The following is a 20,155-nucleotide window of genomic DNA, read 5'->3' as shown; positions in this document are numbered from 1 at the left end:
ATGCGCGTTGCCCCGACGCCGTACTGTCAGCGGCAGTCACCGGCGACCCTCGGGAGCGTACCTTGCCCGGTTTGCGACGACTGGCCACACCGGACCTCTACCGACTGACCGCCGCGGCGCTGATCCTGCTCGGCATCGCGCTCGGCGGGACCGCCCTGGCCACCGTGCACCACCGTGCCGCGCTGACCCGGGACATCACCGGGGTGAGCGGGCCGTTGAGCGTCGGCGCGCAGGAGCTCTACCGCGCGCTGTCCGATGCCGACGCGACCGCGGCGACCGCCTTCCTGACCGGCGGGGCCGAACCCGCCGCGCTGCGGCAACGCTACCTCGACGACCTGTCCCGGGCGGGCGCGGCGCTGACCACCGCGGCCCGCGACGCCGGGGACGCCGACGCGGCCCGGATCGCGGTGCTCACCGATCGGCTGCCGGTCTACGCCGGGCTGGTCGAAACCGCCCGGGCGGACAACCGGATGGGCATCCCGCTGGGCGGGGCCTACCTGCGGGAGGCGTCGGCGCTGATGCGCGAGACGCTGCTGCCGCAGGCGCAGGGGCTGTTCGCCGCGGCGCAGGCCCGGCTCGCCGACGCGCAGCGCGGTGCGGCCGGGTCGTCCTGGCAGATCCTGGTGCTCGGCCTGCTCACCGTGGCCGGCCTGACCGGCGCCCAGACGCTGGTCGCCCGCCGCACCAACCGGGTGTTCAACATCGGGCTGCTCGCCGCCAGCCTGGCCGCGGTGATCGCGCTGGCCTGGTCCGCGGCCGCGCTGGGGGTCGCGGCGAACCGGGTCGAGGCCGGCCGCCGGGACGGCTCCCGCCTGGTCAGTGTGCTCGCCGACGCGCGCCGGGCGGAGTTGCAGGCGCGCGCCGACGAGTCGCTGACCCTGGTCGCGCGCGGCGGCGGCGCGGCCTTCGAGACCGACTACCGCACGGTCGCCGACCGGCTGACCGACCTGCTCACCACTGCCGCGGCGCAGGCACCGGAGGCCGACCGGGCGATGATCCTGACCGCCCGGTCGCACGCGGCCCGCTGGCACACCCTGCACGACGGGCTGCGCCGGCTCGACGACAGCGGCGACTACCTGGGCGCGGTGGGGCAGGCGACGGCGGCCGGCCCGGACGGCCTGACCGCCGTCGTCACCGACCTGGACACCGCGGTGGCCCGGGCCCTGGCCACCGCCAACCAGCGGGTCGACCGGCAGGCCGGGCACGGCGGCCGGGCGCTGACCGGCCTGCAGATCGCGATCCTGCTGCTCACCGCGGGCCTGGTCGCCGCGGTCATGCTCGGCTTCCGCCCCCGGATCGGAGAGTACCGATGAGCCTGCGCCCCCGGATCGGAGCACCGACCAGCTCGCGGCCACGGACCGGTGCACCGACGAGCTTGCGGCCACGGACCGGTGCACCGACGAGCTTGCGTCCCCGGATCGGGGCACGGCTGAGGCGGCTGCTGACACCGCTGGTCGTGCTGACCCTGGTCGCCGCGCCGGCCGGGTGCGGCGCCGAACCGGCACCCGACGATCCGGCCGGGGCACGGGCCGTCGTGCCGCTGCCGGAGAACGTGCAGGACCCGGCCCCGGTGCCGAGCGCCGGCCCGGTCCCGGACTGCGTGCCACGGGCCAGCCTGCGCCCGGACGGCCCGCTCCCGACGGCGGGCCGGATGCCGGCCGGGAGCCCGATGGCCGCGATCGCCGCCCGCGGCCGGCTGATCGTCGGGATCGACCAGAACGCCTACCTGTTCAGTTTCCGCGACCCGAAGACCGGCGACCTGGCCGGTTTCGAGATCGACATCGCCCGGGCGGTGGGGCGGGCGATCTTCGGCCGGGACGACGCGGTGCAGTTCCAGGCGATCACCACGGCCGACCGGATCCCGGTGCTGCAGCAGAAGAAGGTCGACCTGGTCGTCCGCACCATGTCGATGACCTGCGAGCGCTGGCAGCAGGTGTCGTTCTCCACCGAGTATCTGACCTCGCACCAGCGTCTGCTGGTGCGCCGCGGCTCGGGCATCCGCGAGTTCAGCGACCTGGCCGGCCGCAAGGTCTGCGCCACCCGGGGCAGCACCAGCATCCGGACCATCGCCGAGCAGCCGTCGAAGCCGATTCCGGTGGCCACCGACAGCACCCTGGACTGCCTGGTGATGCTGCAGCAGGGGCAGGTCGACGCGGTGTCCACGATCGACGTGCTGCTGGCCGGCCTGGCCGCGCAGGACCCGACCACCGAGGTCACCGGGCGGTTCAGCTCGGACGAGCCGTCCGGGATCGGCATCCCGAAGGACGAGCCCGACCTGGTCCGCTTCGTCAACGCGGTGCTGGCGCGGATGCGGGCGGACGGCTCCTGGACCCGCAGCTATCAGCGCTGGCTGACCCCGCTCGGCCCGCCCCCGGCACCACCGGCCGCGGTGTACCGGGACTGAGGCGTTTGCCGTCCGGTCGATCTGCGGAGGCCGCCGGTCCGTAGTCACGGTGGAGGACCACGGCGCCAGGAGGACCGATGAGCATGGATCCGGCTGACCATCCCCCGACCGAACCCGATCATTGCGTCCCACTGCTGACCGACCGGTCCCTGGCCTCTCCCCTACCCATCGGCGCCGCCGACGATCCGGCCACCGGTGCCGCCGCAGATGCCGCCACCAGCGCCGCCGCAGATGCCGCCACCGGTGCCGCCGCAGATGCCGCCACCGGTGCCGCCGAGGATGCCGCCACCAGCGCCGCCGGGGATCCGGAGCCGACCGGTGAGTGGCCGCTGCCGGGGCCGGACGACTTCGCCGAGGACGACACCGACCCGCACGGGTTCATCCCGGTCTCCGGGGCGCCCTATCCGCCGGCCACCGATCCGTTCGACGATCCCGCGTTCACCTCGGCCTATCCGCTGCCCGGCTGGAGCGCGCCGCCCGACCCGGAACCGCTGCCGAGCGCGCTGCGGCAGCGCCGGCCGATGCTGCTGGCGATCGGCGCGTTCGTCGCCCTGGCCGGGCTGATCGGCGCGTTCCTGCTGGTCCGGCACGATGCCTCGGGGACCCGCGCGACGGTCTCCGAGGCGACGGCGCCGACGGGGATGGCGGCCGGGCCGGCGACCGAGGCGACCGGCGGCACCGGGCCGCGCGAGGTGGCCGGTCCGCGGGACGGGCTGGCCGCGGCGTCCTTCGAGATCCTGGACAGCGCCACGCTGGTCCGGGTGAGCGCCGCCGATCTGGGCGCCGACCTGTTCCGGGTCGGCACCGCGGCGGGCAGCGGGCTCACCCCGGCCGTCGAACGGTCCGACGGCACGGTGCGGCTGCGGCTGCGGTCGGACGGCAGCGGCGGGTCGGCGGCGGTCACCGTCCAGCTCAGCTCGGCGGTCCGCTGGACGCTGCGCCTGGACGGCGGGACCGCGCAGACCAGCCTCGATCTGACCGGGGCCGACCTCGCGGCGCTGGACCTCGGTGGCGGTGCCAGCCGGATCGACCTGACGCTGCCCGCCCCGCACGGCCTGCTGCCGGTCCGGATGTCCGGCGGCGTCGACCAGTTCCGGGTGGTCCTCTCCCGGGCCACCCCGGTCCGGGTCCGCGTCCAGTCCGGCGCCGGGCAGATCACGCTCGGCGGCGCGACGCACCGGGGCATCGCGCCGGGCCGCTCGTTCACCACCGCCGACTGGTCCGGCAGCACCGGCGTCGACCTGCTCGCGGTCGCCGGCCTCGCCACGCTCACCGTCACCGGCTGACCGCCCCTCGACGGCACCGGGTGGGCGAGCCGGCCGCGGTGACGCACACCGGCGCGACGCGACGGGGGCCGGCCGCGGTGACGCACCTCGGCGGAGACGCGACGGGGGGGCCGGCCGCGGCGGGGCGACCGGCTGTGGGCGGGGGTGCGGTGCCCGGCGGGGCCACCGGCCCCGGCCGGAGTGCTGTGCGCAGGGTCGCTGCCGGGCGCGACGGGGCTACCGACCCCGGCCGGGGTGCGTTGCGCGGCGGGGCTGACGGCCCCGGCCGGAGTACTGTGCGCGGCGGGGGTGCTGTCCGCGTACGCCGGCAATCAAGCGGACCGGACGGCGGCCGGAACGGGCGCCGCGGACATCAGGGCGCCGCACTCCTCGGCCGGAAGTGGTTTGGCCATGTGGTAACCCTGCCCGTAGCGGTACCCCATGTCCCGCAGCCGGTCCCGCTGCTCCGCGCTCTCGATCCCCTCCGCCACCGCCTTGAGCTGCAGATATTCCGCGAGCTGGGCCACCGCCGCGGCCACCGCGAGGCGACCCCGGTCGGCACCGTCCGCGATGCCGTCGACGAACGACTTGTCCAGTTTGAGGACGTCGACCGGGAAGGCGCGCAGCAGGCTGAGCGACGACTGGCCGGTGCCGAAGTCGTCGAGGGCCAGCATCACCCCCATCTCGTGCAGCGCCTGCAGCGTCTCGCGCACCTGCCAGCCGTCGACCACCGACGACTCGGTGACCTCCAGGATCAGGTTGCGCGAGGTCAGGCCGGCCTCGCTGAGCACGGCCGCCACCTCGTCCACGAAGCCGGTCTCGCGCAGCTGCCGGACCGCGACGTTCACGTTGATCGACTCGATGGCGTCGTCGCCGTACTGCGCGCGCCAGCGGGCGAGCTGGGCGCAGGCCTCGCGCAGCACCCAGGCGCCGAGCGGGACGATCAGGCCGGAGCGTTCGGCGACCGGGATGAAGTCCGCCGGGGAGACGAAGCCGCGGGTCGGGTGCTGCCAGCGGACCAGCGCCTCGGCGCCCGCGACCCGGCCGGTGACCAGGTCGAAGACGGGCTGGTAGACCAGCCGCAGCTCACCGCGGATGATGCCGTTGTGCAGTTCGCTGGCGAGCCGGGCGTGGTGCACCATGTCGTGGCGCATCCGCGGCTCGAAGCGGACCCAGGACGCCTTGCCGGCCTCCTTGGCGGCGTACATCGCGATGTCCGCGTTGCGCTGCACCTCGTCGGCGGTCTCGCCGGTCGCCGCGATCGCGATGCCGACGCTGGCGTGCAGCAGCAGCTGCTGGTCGCCGACCTTGAAGGGTTCGGTGATGCCGGCCAGCAGGCGGGCCGCGGCGGCCTCCGCCTCGGCCGGGTCGTCGACCGGTAGCAGCACGGCGAACTCGTCGCCCCCGAGCCGGGCCGGCAGCTCGCCGGGCAGGCAGTGCCGGCGCAGCCGTTCGGCGACCTGGAAGAGCAGCTGGTCGCCGGCGGCCGGGCCGAGCGTGTCGTTGATCATCTTGAAGTCGTCGACGTCGATCAGCAGGGCGCTGGCCGGTCGGTGCTCGCCGATCAGGTCGCCGAGCGCCACCGCGAACCGGGTGCGGTTCGGCAGGCCGGTCAGCGTGTCGCTGAGCGCCAGGCGTTCCAGTTCGGCCTGCTGGCGGCGGATGCCGCGCATCGCGATGGTGTTCTCCCGCAGGCTGAGCAGCTGGCGGGCGACCACGAAACCGGCGATCAGCACGGCGCCGATGATCACGGTGCGCTGCCGGCTGGACATCTGCTGGGCACTGACGCTGATCACCAGCGCGGCGGTGGCGGTCACCGCGAGGAACGGCAGCAGGCTGAGCAGGGAGCGGCCGGCGGTCGCGGTCGTCGTCCGCCGCGCCCGGCGCTGCAGATACGCGGCGACCGCCATGGCGACCGCGACCGACGGGACGGCCAGCACCGACAGGATCAGCCGGCCCCGGTCGGAGCCGGCGATCAGCAGGATGGTTCCGGTGACCGCGACCACCGGGGCGACGGTGAGGACCCGCAGCGACGCCGGGTCGACCGGGCTGGACGGCGCGGCGGCGGCCTTGCCGATCACCACGAGCAGCAGGACGCCGCAGACGCCGATCACCGCCGCGACGATCCGGGCGACCAGGGAGGTGCCGGCCGGGGCGAGGTCGAGGACCACGTACCAGAAGATCAGTCCGCTGGCCACGGCCACGGTGGCACCGTCGAGCAGGGCGCGGACCAGGCCGGTCGCGGTGCGCGTGCCGAACGGCAGGCGCAGGAACGCGGTCATCAGGATGAGGATGCCGACCAGCATCGGTAGACCGACGTACGGCGACAGACCGGTGTCGTTGTTCGACCGGAACAGCGTGACGACCGAGGCGGCGAGAAGGCAGAAGGCCGCGTACTGCAGCTGCCGCCAGAACGACCGGACCGGCGGCGGCAGGCGCACCGTCGCGGCGATCCGCTGGCAGGCGAAGGCCGCGGCGGCCATCGCGATCGGGCCGCCGGTGAATCCGGCGTACAGGTTGCCGGCGCCGAGCGCCAGCCAGAGCACCACCGCGACGGATGCCGTCAGAGCCACCGCGGCGGGCGCCAGCCCGCCGCGTCGTCGCTGTTCAGCTGCCGTTCCCCGGGTACTCATGATGGCTTACCAGTCGGCCGCCGGTGGCCGGATCTGAGTGGTTCGTCAGCCCCGGAGTGCGGCGGACACCACCGCGCGCGCCTCCTCCTGGATCCGGGCCAGGTGCTCCGGGCCGTGGAACGACTCGGCGTAGATCTTGTAGACGTCCTCGGTGCCGGACGGACGGGCGGCGAACCAGCCGGAGCCGGTGACCACCTTGAGGCCGCCGATCGCCGCGTCGTTGCCGGGCGCGCTGGTCAGCACCGCGGTGATCGGCTCCCCGGCGAGCTGTTTCGCGGTCACCTGCTCCGGGGAGAGCTTGCCCAGGACCGCCTTCTCCTCCCGGGTGGCCGGGGCGTCGATCCGGGCGTACGCCGGCTCCCCGAACCGGGCGGTCAGTGCCCGGTAGTGCTCGCTGGGCGTCTTCTGCGTCACCGCGATGATCTCCGAGGCGAGCAGGTCGAGCAGGATGCCGTCCTTGTCGGTGCTCCACGCCCCGCCGTCACGGCGCAGGAACGAGGCGCCGGCGCTCTCCTCGCCGCCGAAGCCGATCGAGCCGTCGAGCAGGCCGGGCACGAACCACTTGAAGCCGACCGGCACCTCGACCAGGGTGCGGCCCAGGTCGGCCGCGACCCGGTCGATCATCGAGGAGGAGACCAGCGTCTTGCCGATCCCGGCGCCGCCCGGCCATCCGTCGCGGGAGCGGAACAGGTAGTCGATCGCGACTGCGAGGTAGTGGTTCGGGTTCATCAGCCCGCCGTCCGGGGTGACGATGCCGTGCCGGTCGGCGTCGGCGTCGTTGCCGGTGGCGATCTGGAAGCGGTCCTTCTGCTCGATCAGCGAGGCCATCGCGTACGGCGACGAGCAGTCCATCCGGATCTTGCCGTCCCAGTCCAGGGTCATGAAGGCGAAGCGCGGATCGACCGTGGGGTTGACCACGGTCAGGTCGAGGCGGTGCCGGTCGGCGATCTCGCCCCAGTACGCGACGCTCGCGCCGCCGAGCGGGTCGGCGCCGATCCGGACGCCGGCGTTCCGGATCGCGTCGATGTCGATCACCGCGGGCAGGTCGTCGACGTACGAGCCGAGGAAGTCGTAGGTGTCGCCCCTGCCGTGCGCCCGGCGGACGTCCTTGAGGCCGTCGGCGATCAGCTCGTTCGCCCGATCCTGGATCCACCTGGTGGCGTCGGTGTCGGCCGGGCCGCCGTTCGGCGGGTTGTACTTGAACCCGCCGTCGTCCGGCGGGTTGTGCGACGGGGTCACCACGACGCCGTCGGCCTTGGCCCGATTCTTCCTGTTGTAGGTCAGGATCGCGTGGCTGACCGCCGGCGTCGGCGTGTAACCGTCCCGGCTGTCGATCAGGACCGTCACGTCGTTCGCGGCGAACACCGACAGTGCGGTGATCTGCGCCGGCTCGCTCAGCGCGTGCGTGTCGCGGCCCATGAACAGCGGGCCGTCGACCCCCTGCGCCCGCCGGTACTCGACGATCGCCTGGCTGGTCGCGGCGATGTGGTCCTCGTTGAACGCGGTCCGCAGGCTCGACCCGCGGTGCCCGGAGGTCCCGAACGCGACGCGCTGCACCACCTCGGCCGGGTCCGGATGCTCGGTGTAGTACCGGGAGACGACCTTCGGAACGTCGATCAGATCGGACGCTTCCGCGGGGCGGCCGGCGCGGGCGTGGACGGACATCTTGGCCTCCTTGGAATCCCTGGAGATGGTATCCAGCCGCGGCCGTCTTGAACCTTTCCGCACCACGATCCGAACTATCCTGCGTGACCGGGAAACCTCCGCGCGTGCTCGTGCTGCTCCTCGTTCTGGTGGGAGCGCTGCTCGCGACGCCGCGGGCGGCTTCCGCGCACGCCGCGACGGTGGGGTCGAGCCCGGCGCCGGGCAGCGTGGTGGCCGCCTCCCCGGCCGAGGTGACGGTCACCTTCAGCGAGACGATCACCCCGGTCAGCGGGCACATCCAGGTGGTGGCGCCGGACGGCGAGCGGATCTCCGGGCTGGCCACGGCGCGCGGCGCGGTGCTGCACATCCCGGTCCGCGCGGCTCGGCACCCGCTCGGGACGTACCTGATCAGCTACCGGGTGATCTCCGCGGACAGCCATCCGGTCGGTGGCGCGATCACCTTCTCGGTCGGTGCGCCTTCGGCGCGTCCGCAGGCCGCGGCCAGCACCGGCATCCATCCCAGCGTGCGGTTCGCTGTGCCCGCGTTCCGATTGCTGGGGTACGCGGGCATCACGCTCACCATCGGCCCGGCGCTCCTGCTCGCCCTGCTGTGGCCCCGCCGCCGGTCGCGCACCGGGCCGATCCGCACGGTCCGCGCCGGCTTCGCCCTGATCGCCCTCGCCACCCTCGGGGCCCTCGGCACCCAGGCCCAGCAGGGCAGCGGCGCCGCCCTGTGGCAGGTGTCCGCCGGCGAGCTGGCCGAGGTCGCCGGCAGCCGGTTCGGCCTCACCCTGATCGCCCGCCTGGCCCTGCTGGCCGCCCTGTATCCGCTGGTGCAGCCCCTGCTGCGGGCCGGCCCGGCCGGCCGCCCGCGGGTGGCGGCAACCCTGCTGCTCGGCGCGGCCGGGCTGGCCACCTGGCCGCTGACCGGGCACGCGGTCGCCGCCCCGCTGCCGGTCGTCACGGTCACCGTCGGCGTGGTGCACCTGGCCGCCATGGCGATCTGGATCGGCGGGCTGGTCACCCTGCTCGCCTTCCTGCTGCGCGGCACCGACCGCCGGATCCTGGGCGTGCTGCTGCCGGTCTGGTCCCGCTGGGCGATGCTGTCCGTGCTGTGGCTGGCGATCGCCGGTGCGGTCCAGGCGGTGGTGCAGGTCGGCGCGGTGGACGCGCTGCTGCACACCGGGTACGGGCAGGTGCTGCTGGTCAAGCTGGGCGTGCTGGTGCTGGTCCTGGCGGCGGCCGCGGTCGCCCGCCGGCTGGTGGGCCGCTCCCCCGAGGGGCGCGGGCTGCGCCGCACGGTCGGGATCGAGGTCGCCGCGACCGCGGTGATCCTGGCGTTGAGCGCGGTGCTGGTGCAGGTCAACCCGGGGCGTACGGCCGGGGCCGAGGCGGGTGCGGTGACCGGTGTCGGGGTGTCGCAGACGCTGACCTGCCCGCTGTACACACTGCAGTTCAACATCTATCCGGTGGAGTTGGGCGAGTACAACACCGTGCACGCGTTCCTGTACACCCCGGAGGGCAAGCCGCTGCCGCCGGCCGAGTGGCAGATCAGCACACAGTTGATGGGTCAGGGCCTGGAAGCGGTGAAGGAGCCGCTGCTCGGGCTGGAGCCGCCGCACCACGCGCTGGGGTCGGTGTCGTTCCCGCTGCCCGGCACGTACGAGATCGCCTTCACCATCCGGGTCGACGACCTGAACCGGGCCACCGTGAAGACCACGGTCACCGTGCCGGCGAAGTCCTGACCGCGGTGACCGCCACCGAGGTGTAGGCCATCACGAAACCGCCGCCCAGCCGGTCGATCGCCGCGCCGACCGCGTCGCAGACCGCGGCCAGCTGATCGCCCGGCAGCCGGGTGAAGGCGCCCGAGGTGGGCAGCTGGTCGAGCCACTCGTCCCGGGTGTAGGCCTTCTCCCAGTCCACCTGCCACTGCTCCGGCTCGGTGAAGCCGCCGGCCGCCCGGATGCCGTCGGCGGCCGCGGTGAGGATCGGCCGGTAACCCTCCACCGGCGTGGCGGGCGCCTGCCGGGGCAGCCGGATCGGCGAGTCCGGCGCCAGCCGGGCGAACACCTCGGCGGACGCGGCGGTCAGCTCGTCCGGCAGCCGGAACGTGTGCCAGAACGGGGCCAGCCGGCCACCCGGCCGCAGCACCTGAGCGGCCTTGGCGGCGCCGGCCACCGGGTCGATCCAGTGCCACGCGGTCCCGGCCACCACCAGGTCGAAACTGCGGCCGGCGGGCTGCCACTCCTCCAGCCGGGCGACCTCGACCGGAATGCCGCTGGCCCGGGCGACATCGGCCATCCGCCGGTCGGGCTCGACGCCCAGCACGGTGCAGCCGCGCTCGCGCAGCTGGCGGGCCTCGATCCCGGTGCCACAGCCGGCATTGAGCACCGCGCGGCCGGGCGTGGCCGCCAGGATGCGGTCCAGCAGCTCGGCCGGGTAGGGCGGGCGGGTCCGGTCGTATCGTGCGGCGTCGATGCCGAACGACTCGGCGGCCTGGCGCAGATCCTGAGTGGGCATGTGCCCACTATAGGACCGGGTAGGTTGAGGGGCCAGGCTCAGCGGGAGAGGATCATCGGTGCCGACAGGGGTAGCCCTCCGTGACGTCCGCCGCCAGCTGTTCGCGGCCGCCGACCGGATCCTGCTCCGCGCCGGGCCCAGTGCCCTGACCAGCCGCGCGGTGACCACCGAGGCGGGCTGCGCCAAGGGCGTGCTGCACCGGCACTTCGAGGACTTCGACGCGTTCCTGGCCGACTACGTGCTCGACCGGGTCGAGCGACTCGCGCCGGAGGCGGTCACGCTGCGCGCCGCGGCCGGCACCGGCACGGTCGCCGGGAACCTGACCACCGCACTGATCGGGGTGTTCGAGTCGGTCGCGGTCGCCGTCGTCGCGCTGATCACCTTCCGCGACGGGCTGCGCGCCCGGTTGCGCCGAGCCTGGCCGGCCGGCGTGCCGGTGCTCACCGAGGCGGCCGAGATGATCGCCGCCTACCTGGCCGCCGAACGCGACCTGGGCCGGCTGCCGGCCGGCACCGAGGTGGACAGCCTCGCGGCGATGCTGATCGGGACCGGCCACCTGCTCTTCGCCGACCGTACCGGCACCGCCCCCGACGAGGCCGCCGTGCACCGCATGGTCACCGCGGTGCTGGGCTGAGCGCTCACCCCTCGTCGTACTGGAAGACGGTGTCCAGCGGCTGCTCGAAGATGCGGGCGATCTGGAAGGCCAGCTCCAGCGACGGCGAGTAGCGCCCCTGCTCGATGGCGATCACCGTCTGCCGGGTGACCCCCAGCCGCTCGGCCAGGCCGGCCTGCGTCATCCCGCCCGCCGCGGCGCGCAGGGCACGGATCCGGTTGGTGACCCGGGTGGCTTTCGGCGCCATCGGCGGTCAGAACCCGCGCCGGTAGAGGCGGATCTTGAGAATGCTCTCGGCGACCGCGGCCACCAGGCCGGTCAGGAACGCCACGTTGCCGATCCAGAAGTCGTCGGCGCCGCGGGCGGCCAGGACCAGGACGGCCGCGAGCCCGGTGCCCATCACCGGGGTGGCCAGCCGCACGCCGCGGCGGCCGATCTCCCGGTCCCGGACGTCGACGGTGACCGCGCTCTTCGCCTCCGCGCCGCGACGGACGACCACCACGATCTCCAGCACGACGGCGACCACCACGGTGCAGACCAGGCCGGCCAGGGTGGCCCAGAACAGCGGGACCACCCAGTGGATCCCGGCGACCGGGTGGCGGGCCACCTCGGGCAGGACCCAGGCGGTGTAGGCCGCCGCGGACACGACCATGCAGGCGAGTTGGGACCAGACCTGCCGCTCCTCCCGGGTGGTGTAGAGCGGCTCGTCGTCGGCCATGTCCATGACGCCTCCCCGGAGTCAAAAATCTTTGACATCGCCACGGTAGGCCGGGCGCCCCGCCGAAGTCAAACTTTTTTGACATCCGGCTGACGGTTACTCTCGCCGGGTGCTCATTCTGCTGCCGCCGTCCGAGGGCAAGACTCCCGCCACCACCGGTTCCCCGGTCGACCCGGACACCCTGTGGCTGCCCGCGCTCGGCGCGGCCCGCCGCCGGGTGATGACCAGACTGGTGGCGATGTGCCGACGCGGCAGCGCCCGCTCGATCGCCGACTCGCTGACCGTTCTCGGGCTCAGCGAGGGGCAGAGGAGCGAGATCGCCCGCAACGCGGCCCTGCCGGAGGCGCCGGCCGGTCCCGCCGCCGAGATCTACACCGGCGTGCTGTACGAGGCCCTCGCCCCCGCCACGCTCGACGACGCCGCCCGGGCAAGGCTGTACGAGACGGCCGTGGTCTTCTCCGGGCTGTGGGGGGTGGTCCGGCTCGGCGACCGCATCCCGGCGTACCGCTGCTCGGTCGGGGTCAGTCTGCCCGCCCCGGTCGGCGGGCTGACCGCGTACTGGAAGAAGCAGTTGAGCAGGGCCCTCGACCCGGTGGCCGCCGGCGGACCGGTCCTCGATCTGCGATCCGGTGCGTACGCGGCGATGTGGTCGCCGCCCGCGGCGACCGCGAGCCGGGTGGCGGCCCTGCGGGTACTGCACGAGCGGGTGGTCGGCGGGGTGGCGAAGCGGTCGGTGGTCAGCCACTTCAACAAGGCGACCAAGGGCCGGCTGGTGCGCGCCCTGGCCACCGAGCCGGTCGCCCCGTCCAGCCTGGACGAGCTGATCACGGCGATGCGCGACCTGAAGTTCACCGTCGAGGAACGCCCGGCGCCGCCCGGCCGGCCCCGCCAGCTCGACATCGTCGTCGCCGAGCTCTAGACCCCGGGCCCCTAGTGCGCGGCGAGGATGTCCACCACGAAGCGGAGGTCCTGGTCCTTGTAGGCGAGCGCGGCGGGGACGTCCAGCTGGATGCGGCTGCCGACGTGCTGGCCGGGGATGCCCTGGTCCCAGCCCTTGATGACCTGGCCGGCGCCGATCACCGTGGTGAAGGGCTCGTGCCGGCTCCAGGACGAGTCCATCACCGCGCCGCCCTTGTAGGGGATCAGCTTGTAGTTGACGGTGATCGTCTGGCCGGCGGCGACCACCGGGCCCGTGCCGACGATCAGCGGGAGGGCGACCAGCTCGGTGAGCGGGCCGCCGGTGCCCGGCTGCACGTCGGGCTCGTGGGACAGCTCCGGGGGAAGGCCGGCGGCCGGGGACGCCTCCGCCGGTGGGGGCGCGACCGCTGCGGCACTGTCCTGCTGCACGGCGGCGCTGGTCGCGGCCGGCTGCTTGTCGTGGCCGCCCCGCACCACGAAGAACACCACCACGAGCACCACGAAGACGAGCGCGCCCGCGACGCCGCCCGCGATCGCCTGGCCGCGGCGCTTGTCCGACGGGGTGGTCCGGTCACTCATCCTGGAAGCTCCTCGGTGATCAGCGGTGGCGAGCAAAAACGGAGACTTCGGACACGGTACTCGGGATCGTGAGGAAAGCCGCGAAGAACCTCCGCCGAACCACCGATGGCGATGATCAACCGTACGGGCCGTACCCGGGCCCGCCCTTCACCCCGCGCCGGGAAGATGAGATCGTTTCACCCGCCGCCGCCCGCCGTTTTTTGGAGAACTGTTGCGCCGTCGTCGCCTCCAGGTGCCGGATGTGCTGCTCAAGCCGGGCAGCCCGCGCTGGCGGGATCACCTCGGCCCGGCCGTGGTGATCCTGATCGGGGTGCTCCTCGTGGTCGCGGTCGGCGTGGTGGCGAAACTGAGCCACGGTGACCATCCGGCGGCCGATCCGGTGACCGGCGCGGTCGTCGAGCCGACCGTGGAACAGGTGCCGATCCCGCTGCCCAGCCCGTCGATCACCGAGAGCGCACCGCCGGTCAACGCGATCAGCGTCGAGGAGGGATCGATCCCGGACACCGTCGACCTGAGCGCCGAGGGCACGATCGACTGGGTGCACTGGGGCGAGGACGGCACGTACTCGCTGGAACGCAGCTCCTCCGGCGGATTCGCGATCCTGGAGGGCACCCCGGACGCGCCGCGCCGGCGGCACACGCTGAGCCCGCAACGCTACGTCTGGAGCGGCGGCACCCCGGCGCCGAAGAACGCCGGCGCCACCAGCGGCGTGCGCACCTGCGGCACCGGCAACGGGTTCACCCTCTCCGCGCCGGCCACCCCGGATCAGCGCACCCTGCGCCTCTACCTGGGCGTGGCCGGGGCGACCGGCACGCTCAGACTCAAGCTCACCACCGGCGGCGAGACCTACACCTCCGCGCTGACCCGCAAGGCCGCGACGCTGGCCACCACCCGATACACGATCAACTACCGCTCCACCGGGCCTGGCAAGATCTCCGTCGAGTGGATCACCGGGAAGACGTTCGACCCGGACTGCGGCGGGGTCGCGCTCGAGGCCGCCACACTGCACTAGCAGAAGTCACGATATTTCCGTACGAACCGGTGCGTGGTGCGCCCGCCACCGGGAAAGGGGAACAGGGTGTTCGCGGGCTGGGGATCGCGGGTCGCCCGCCTCCGTTGGCCGGTACTGCTCGCCACCCTGGTGGCGGTGCTCGGTGCCGGCATCTGGGGGATGGGCGTTTTCGGGCAGCTCACCGAGGGGGGCTACGCCGACCCGGCCAGCGAGTCGGCGCGCGCCGCCGAGGTGGTCGCCGACGAGGCCGGCGGGCCGGGCGGCGACGTCATCGCCATCTACACCCCGGCCCGGGGCATCGGCATCGACGACGCCGGGCTGACCGGGCGGATCCGGGAACGACTTGCCGGGCTGCCCAGCAACACGGTCACCGCGACCTCGTCGTACTGGGACCGCAAGAGCGCGGCCTACGCCGCGAAGGACCGGTCCAGCGCGGTCGCGGTGATCAGCCTGGCCGGCGCCGACGACGCCGCCAAGACCGAGGCGTTCGCGGGGATCGCCGACGACTTCGCGGTCAGCGGCGCCACCGTGCGACTCGCCGGCGCCGTCCCGCTCGCCCACACCTCCAACCAGCGGTCCACCGACGACCTCGGCAAAGCCGAACTGATCTCGATGCCGATCGTGCTGATCCTGCTGCTGTTCATCTTCGGCTCGCTGGTCGCCGCGACCCTGCCGGTGATCGTCGGCGGCTGCGCGGTCCTCGGCTCGCTGGGCGTGCTCAACGCGATCTCCCACGGCCACGACGTCAACTCGTTCGCGGTCAACGTGGCCAGCCTCCTCGGCCTCGGCATGGCGATCGACTACGGGCTGTTCATGGTCGGCCGGTTCCGGGAGGAACAGGCCGCCGGCCACGACCCGGCCGAAGCGGTCCGCCGCACCGTCGGCACCGCCGGACGCACCGTGGTGTTCTCCGCCACCCTGCTGATGACCGCCCTGGCCGGGCTGTTGCTGTTCCCGCAGGGCTTCCTGAAATCCCTCGCCTACGGCGGGCTGGCCGCGGTGTTCCTGGCGATGCTGCTGTCCCTCACCCTGCTCCCGGCGATCCTCGCCATCCTCGGCCCGCGCGTCGACAAACTCCCGGTCCGGCTGCCCGGCGCACAGCGCACCGGCGACGGCTGGGGGCGGCTCGCCCGCTTCGTGCTACGCCGGCCGGTGCTCGTCGCCATCCCCATCCTGGCCGGGCTGATCGTGCTCGCGCTGCCGATCGGAGGCGTCCGCTTCGGGGAGAACGACGAACGGGTCCTTCCGGCCGGCGACCCGGCCCGGGTGGCGATCGAGACGCTGAAAACGTCGTACCCCCAGTTCAGCGGCGACGGGGTGCAGGTCGTCGTGCGCGGGCCGGCAGCCGCGGCCAAGCCCTTCGCCGCGCAGCTGGCGAAGATCCCCGGCGTCGCCTCGGTCGGTCCGGCCGGCGCCGGCAAAGACCTCACCGTCTACAACGCCGCCCTGCAGAGCACCGACTCGTTCAGCGCCCCCGCCCGCCGGGTCGTCGACGACATCCGCGCCCTGCAACCCCCGCCCGGCACCACCGTCCTGGTCGGTGGCGTGACCGCCCGCAACGTCGACAGCCTCGCCGCCATCGGCAACCGCCTCCCCCTGATGATCGGCCTGCTCACCGGCGCCACCCTGCTGCTGATGTTCCTGGCCTTCGGCTCCGTCCTGCTGCCGATCAAAGCCGTCGTGATGAGCGGCCTCAGCCTGTCCGCCACCTTCGGCCTGCTCGTCTGGCTCTTCCAGCAGGGCCACGGCGCCGGCCTGCTCGGCGTCACCCCGGCCCCGCTGGAAGCCGGCATCGTCGTGCTGATGGCCGCCGTCGTCTTCGGCCTGTCCACCGACTACGAGGTGTTCCTGCTCTCCCGGATGGTCGAGGCCCGCACCAGGGGCGCCAGCACCGCCGAAGCCGTCACCATCGGCCTCAGCCGCACCGGCCGCGTCATCACCGCCGCCGCCCTGCTGCTGATCGTGGTCACCGGCGCCTTCGCCCTCTCCAGCATCACCACCATGCGCTTCGTCGGCGTCGGCATGATCACCGCTCTGATCCTGGACGCCACCGTCGTGCGCATGCTCCTCGTCCCGGCCGTCCTCGCCCTGCTCGGCAACGCCGCCTGGTGGGCACCGGGACCCCTGCGCCGCCTGCAGGAGAGGGCGGGCCTGGCGGAGCACGACCCGCTGCCGGCCGTGGCGGAACCCCGAACCGAAGTGTTGGACTACACGGCGGTGGCGGCACACCTGGGCGCGGGACGCGACGCGGAGACCGCCGTCATCCCCCGCGTCCGGGACAACGACGAAACAACCACCCTTCCCACCATCAGCGACGACACAGCGGTTCTGCCCGCCGTCCGCGGCGACAACGAAGCCGACGCGGGCCCCGAAGCCGACATCGACGCCGACGCAGACCCCGAAGCCGACGAGACAACGACGCCGCCCGCGATCCACGACGCCGAGACCGACCCCCACGCCGCGCCCGGCGACGGAACCGACCCCGGCGCCGCCGACGCAGAGTCAACCGGCCCGGCCGCCAACCGCACCGCCGATACAGCGGTCTTCCCAGCTGTCACCGACGGCGAGACAGCGACGCTGCCCGCGGCCCGCGACGACGCGACGGGCTCCGTTGCCGTCACTGACACCGAGGCGAGCGGCCTGACCGCTGACGGCGACGAATCGTTGGTGGTCGCACCGGACGAAACGTCGATCCTGGTCTGGGATCCCGCGGCCGGCGAAACCGCTCCTGCCAGCGACCTCACCGACTCGGGCGACATCTCCGACAGCGGCGGCATGGCCGATTCGGGTGACCTCGTTGACGCCGACGACGCCGGCACCGACACCGCTTCCCACGCCGACACCGGCGCCGCTTTCCACGCCGACACCGGCGCCGCTTCCCACGTCGACGCTGTGCCCGACACCGACGCCGCTTCCAACGCCGACATTGCATTTGATGCCGGAGCCGCTCGTGACGCCGGCGCCGCTTCTGACGCCGGCGCCGGTTCCGAGGCCGGCGCCGGTTCCGATGTTGCGGCGGCGTTCGATGGTTCGGCGGTTTCCGACCTCGAAACTGGTGCCCTCGCCGACCCGTCGGCTCGCGATGCCCTCTCGGATGCCCCGGACAGCCGCGGCCTGACGGCCACCGCGAAGCACGAGGCAGCATCCACTCCCCCTCCGGCGGCCGCTTCAGCTCCGGATGCGACCTCCACCTCGTTCTCCCCTTCGAATTCGACCGACAGTCGGGCCGGGACCACAGGCTTCAGCGCTTGGACGAAATCCAGGCCCGCCGACGCGGCTTCCCGGGAATTGGCCGGAAGCGGAGCCTTCGACGTCACCCAGGTGATGCCGATCCTCTCCCCCCATCTGCTGCGCTCCCGCTCCACGACCACTCCCACCCCGGTCGCCCCCGAATCCGACTCCACCCAACCAGCCGATCACCCGTCAGGGCCGTCCGAAGGCATCCCAGCCCCGGACCCCGTATCCGCGGATCCCGTATCCGCGGATCCCGTATCCGCGGACTCCGCATCCACGGACGCAGCACTCTCGAACCCGACGTCGTCGGAAGCCGCATCCTCGGACGCCCGGGCCGGGGACGCCACATTCCCGGGAGCAGATCTCTCGGGCCCAGCGTCGTCGAGGCCTGGATCCTCGGACGCCGCATTCTCGGAGTCGACCGGGCTGGCGGAGCCGGCTGACCCGCTCGACAGCTCGTCGCTGTGGGCCCAGGTCGAGGCCACTCTGGCCGCGGACGCCCGGACGGCCGCCTCCGGTTCCGCGGAAACGCCCGCCGCCGAGGCCTCGCACCAGGCTCCCGCACCGCAGGGGATGGCGCCTGAACCGCGAGAACAGGGATCCGAAACGCCGGAGCCGGCCGGCAAGATCATCAGCTCGGACCTGATGTCAGACACCGGGAAAGTGGTCACCGGGCCGGAGCCCACCGCTGCGGCAGCGACTTCTGCCGCGGAGGTGCCTGCGGTCGCGCCGATCATCGCGCCGGAAACCGACGCCGACACGACAGCCCCGGCGGCGGACGTCGCCGAGATGGCACCGGTCACCGCCATCCCGGCGGAGGTCGCGGACGCGTTCACCTGGATGTCGGATCCCAGGATCGCCGGCATCGTCAGCGGCGGGAATGAGTCGACCGAGACGGGTTCGGACTTCAACTGGCTTACCGAGACCAGGGAATTCCCGATAACGCCGACTTCCCCGGAGCAGCCCGGCGCCCTGGACTTCCCGGTGGCGAAGCCGGCCCGTCCAGCGACCCTGGGGGACCTTCCCAACGCTCCCCGCCGCGCGAATCCCGTTTCGGAGGACGTCGCCAAGGCCGCCGAGCCCCAGACCGAATCCGCTGTCGAAGCGGGCAGCGAGCCTGAAGGCCGGACAGAACCCAACACCGACCCCCCAGACGGCCCGGCCGAAGCCACGCCGGACGCCGTGCCCATAGGCGACGTCGACGCCAATCCCGGATCGGCGGACGAAACGGCCACCGGTGACGTGGCCGAAGCCAGCAACGACGCCAGCCCCTCGGTCGAAGCAGACACCGATGACGCGGCGGAAATCGGCAACGAGACGGGATCCTCGGTAGAGGACGACGTCAGCGCTGAGTCGCCGACCTCGCCGAAGCCCGAGGCCGACGCCGAGTCCAGGATCGAAGTCCGTGCCCCGGTTGACGTCGGTGCCGCCGTTGACGGTGGTGCTGTCGACGGTGGTGCTGTCGACGGTGGTGCCGGGTTTGACGGGGATGCCGGATCTGCGGACGCGTCCGGCGCCGGACCTGCGGTGGAAACCGAGATGGACCCCGGATCTACGGTGGGATCCGAGGTCGACGCCGGATCCGCGGCGGTGACCCCGGCCGACGCTGGGGTCGGGGCGGGAGGTCAGGCTGCTGCCGGGGCTGGGGCGGACAGCGATGGCCCGGGTTCCGGATCGGCGGCCGAGGCGACCGTCAACGCGCCCGGGGTCGGGCGGCGGCGACCGCAGACGTTGGACGAGTGGCTGCATGGGAGTCGGCCGGCTACCACGCCGGTCGAGGTGACGCCCCGCGTGTCGCCGGTGGACGAGTCGCAGAAGCGGCCCGCGGCGGTCGGTGATGTGGCCCCGGTGAGTGCGGCGCCGGTCAGCTCCGTGCCGATGCGGCGGCCGCAGACGCTCGACGAATGGCTGCATGGGGACCCGGCCCAGCCGCGTCCGCAGAGTCTTGGCGATGTGACCGCCGGCGAGGTTCGGCCGGTCAGCTCCGCCGGACCGCGCCCGCGCAGCCTGGGCGACCTGACCGCCGGGCAGAACCGGCCGGTCAGTTCGGCCGGGCCCCGGCCGCAGAGCCTGGAGGACCTGGCGGCTGGCGAGAACCGACCGATCGGCTCGGCCGGCCCGCGCCCCGGGAAGGCGACCGGCCAGAAGCCGCCCGCTCCGGCCCGGCGCCCGGCTTCGCTCGCCGACCACTACCCCGACCGCCCCCGCCGACCCGGCAGCGGACCGCAGCAACCCGCCCCCGAGAGCCCGGCGGCGCCGGACCGCGACAACGATCCGGACCCGTCCGCATCCTGATCGACCTCACCGAGGTGCCCGCCCGCAACCGTCGGGCGGGCAGCTCTCCGCCGATCCAACCTCCCGGCCCCGGGGCACCCACCCCGGCCGACAGCCCCCGCCGGCCACCCCACCGAGGCACGGACCGGATCACGAGGCGGCCCCGCCCGGCGATCAGCGCGACCGGGCCGGCCGACGACCGTACGACCGCAATCAGCGGATCGGGAGAAGCAACGGTCCGGAGGGGCTGGCGGGCCGGGACCACCGGTCGTACAGCGGCAGTCAGCGAACCGGGAGGGTCAGCGGGCCGCGAGAGGTGTGGTGACCGGGACCCCTTCCGG

General features: G+C 73.5%; 14 protein-coding genes. 8 read left to right on the top strand and 6 right to left on the bottom strand.

Features of this window, described 5'->3' with window-relative positions; translation table 11 throughout:
- Nucleotides 1-71: 71 nt before the first annotated feature.
- The 3 genes from ACSP50_RS13575 to ACSP50_RS43375 all read left to right on the top strand — a co-directional run bounded on the left by ACSP50_RS13575 (nt 72) and on the right by ACSP50_RS43375 (nt 3,690).
- Nucleotides 72-1,313 (top strand): hypothetical protein, encoded by a 1,242-nt coding sequence (locus tag ACSP50_RS13575; protein WP_052311573.1) that lies wholly within the window; start codon nt 72-74, stop codon nt 1,311-1,313.
- Nucleotides 1,314-1,405: 92 nt separating this feature from the next.
- Nucleotides 1,406-2,404 (top strand): glutamate ABC transporter substrate-binding protein, encoded by a 999-nt coding sequence (locus tag ACSP50_RS13570; RefSeq protein ID WP_197688135.1) that lies wholly within the window; start codon nt 1,406-1,408, stop codon nt 2,402-2,404.
- A 77-nt stretch (nt 2,405-2,481) separates the two neighbouring features.
- A complete protein-coding gene (locus ACSP50_RS43375; protein WP_014689835.1) occupies nt 2,482-3,690 on the top strand; it encodes a hypothetical protein in 1,209 nt (402 codons plus the stop codon).
- A 311-nt stretch (nt 3,691-4,001) separates the two neighbouring features.
- Here the strand turns inward: ACSP50_RS43375 and ACSP50_RS13560 are convergent, their stop codons facing one another.
- Both ACSP50_RS13560 and pgm read right to left on the bottom strand, forming a co-directional pair.
- A complete protein-coding gene (locus ACSP50_RS13560; protein ID WP_014689836.1) occupies nt 4,002-6,302 on the bottom strand; it encodes a bifunctional diguanylate cyclase/phosphodiesterase in 2,301 nt (766 codons plus the stop codon).
- Between the two features lie 45 nt (nt 6,303-6,347).
- Nucleotides 6,348-7,967 carry a phosphoglucomutase (alpha-D-glucose-1,6-bisphosphate-dependent) gene (gene pgm, locus ACSP50_RS13555; protein WP_014689837.1) on the bottom strand — a complete coding sequence of 540 codons (1,620 nt, stop codon included), beginning with the start codon at nt 7,965-7,967 and terminating at the stop codon, nt 6,348-6,350.
- Between the two features lie 104 nt (nt 7,968-8,071).
- Between pgm and ACSP50_RS13550 the strand changes: the two genes are divergently transcribed.
- On the top strand, nt 8,072-9,691 hold the full coding sequence (locus tag ACSP50_RS13550; protein WP_014689838.1) for a copper resistance CopC/CopD family protein: 1,620 nt from the start codon (nt 8,072-8,074) through the stop codon (nt 9,689-9,691).
- Here the strand turns inward: ACSP50_RS13550 and ACSP50_RS13545 are convergent.
- A complete protein-coding gene (locus tag ACSP50_RS13545) occupies nt 9,669-10,466 on the bottom strand; it encodes a bifunctional 2-polyprenyl-6-hydroxyphenol methylase/3-demethylubiquinol 3-O-methyltransferase UbiG (protein ID WP_014689839.1) in 798 nt (265 codons plus the stop codon). The two genes, ACSP50_RS13550 and ACSP50_RS13545, sit on opposite strands and share 23 nt — an antisense overlap.
- A 58-nt stretch (nt 10,467-10,524) precedes the next feature.
- Here ACSP50_RS13545 and ACSP50_RS13540 point away from each other — a divergent pair, with 58 nt between their 5' ends.
- The gene (locus tag ACSP50_RS13540) at nt 10,525-11,100 is read left to right on the top strand and encodes a TetR/AcrR family transcriptional regulator (RefSeq protein WP_014689840.1); all 576 of its coding nucleotides are present in this window, start codon (nt 10,525-10,527) and stop codon (nt 11,098-11,100) included.
- Between the two features lie 4 nt (nt 11,101-11,104).
- On the opposite strand, the gene ACSP50_RS13535 is transcribed toward ACSP50_RS13540, so the two are convergent.
- Together ACSP50_RS13535 and ACSP50_RS13530 are read right to left on the bottom strand one after the other, a co-directional pair.
- The gene (locus ACSP50_RS13535; RefSeq protein ID WP_014689841.1) at nt 11,105-11,326 is read right to left on the bottom strand and encodes a helix-turn-helix transcriptional regulator; all 222 of its coding nucleotides are present in this window, start codon (nt 11,324-11,326) and stop codon (nt 11,105-11,107) included.
- Nucleotides 11,327-11,332: 6 nt separating this feature from the next.
- Complete coding sequence (locus tag ACSP50_RS13530) at nt 11,333-11,803, bottom strand: hypothetical protein (RefSeq protein ID WP_014689842.1); 471 nt, start codon at nt 11,801-11,803, stop codon at nt 11,333-11,335.
- A 103-nt stretch (nt 11,804-11,906) separates the two neighbouring features.
- Between ACSP50_RS13530 and yaaA the strand changes: the two genes are divergently transcribed.
- On the top strand, nt 11,907-12,716 hold the full coding sequence (yaaA, locus tag ACSP50_RS13525; protein WP_014689843.1) for a peroxide stress protein YaaA: 810 nt from the start codon (nt 11,907-11,909) through the stop codon (nt 12,714-12,716).
- Nucleotides 12,717-12,727: 11 nt separating this feature from the next.
- On the opposite strand, the gene ACSP50_RS13520 is transcribed toward yaaA, so the two are convergent.
- Complete coding sequence (locus ACSP50_RS13520; protein ID WP_014689844.1) at nt 12,728-13,294, bottom strand: FKBP-type peptidyl-prolyl cis-trans isomerase; 567 nt, start codon at nt 13,292-13,294, stop codon at nt 12,728-12,730.
- Between the two features lie 211 nt (nt 13,295-13,505).
- Here ACSP50_RS13520 and ACSP50_RS13515 point away from each other — a divergent pair, with 211 nt between their 5' ends.
- Nucleotides 13,506-14,306: a hypothetical protein gene (locus tag ACSP50_RS13515; RefSeq protein ID WP_231956926.1), complete on the top strand. Its 801-nt coding sequence runs from the start codon at nt 13,506-13,508 to the stop codon at nt 14,304-14,306.
- A gap of 66 nt (nt 14,307-14,372) precedes the next feature.
- Nucleotides 14,373-19,835 carry an MMPL family transporter gene (locus ACSP50_RS44790; RefSeq protein ID WP_014689846.1) on the top strand — a complete coding sequence of 1,821 codons (5,463 nt, stop codon included), beginning with the start codon at nt 14,373-14,375 and terminating at the stop codon, nt 19,833-19,835.
- The last annotated feature ends 320 nt before the right edge of the window (nt 19,836-20,155 follow it).

The organism is Actinoplanes sp. SE50/110 (assembly GCF_900119315.1).
GTDB lineage: Bacteria > Actinomycetota > Actinomycetes > Mycobacteriales > Micromonosporaceae > Actinoplanes.
This window is presented reverse-complemented; position numbering and strand designations above follow the sequence as displayed.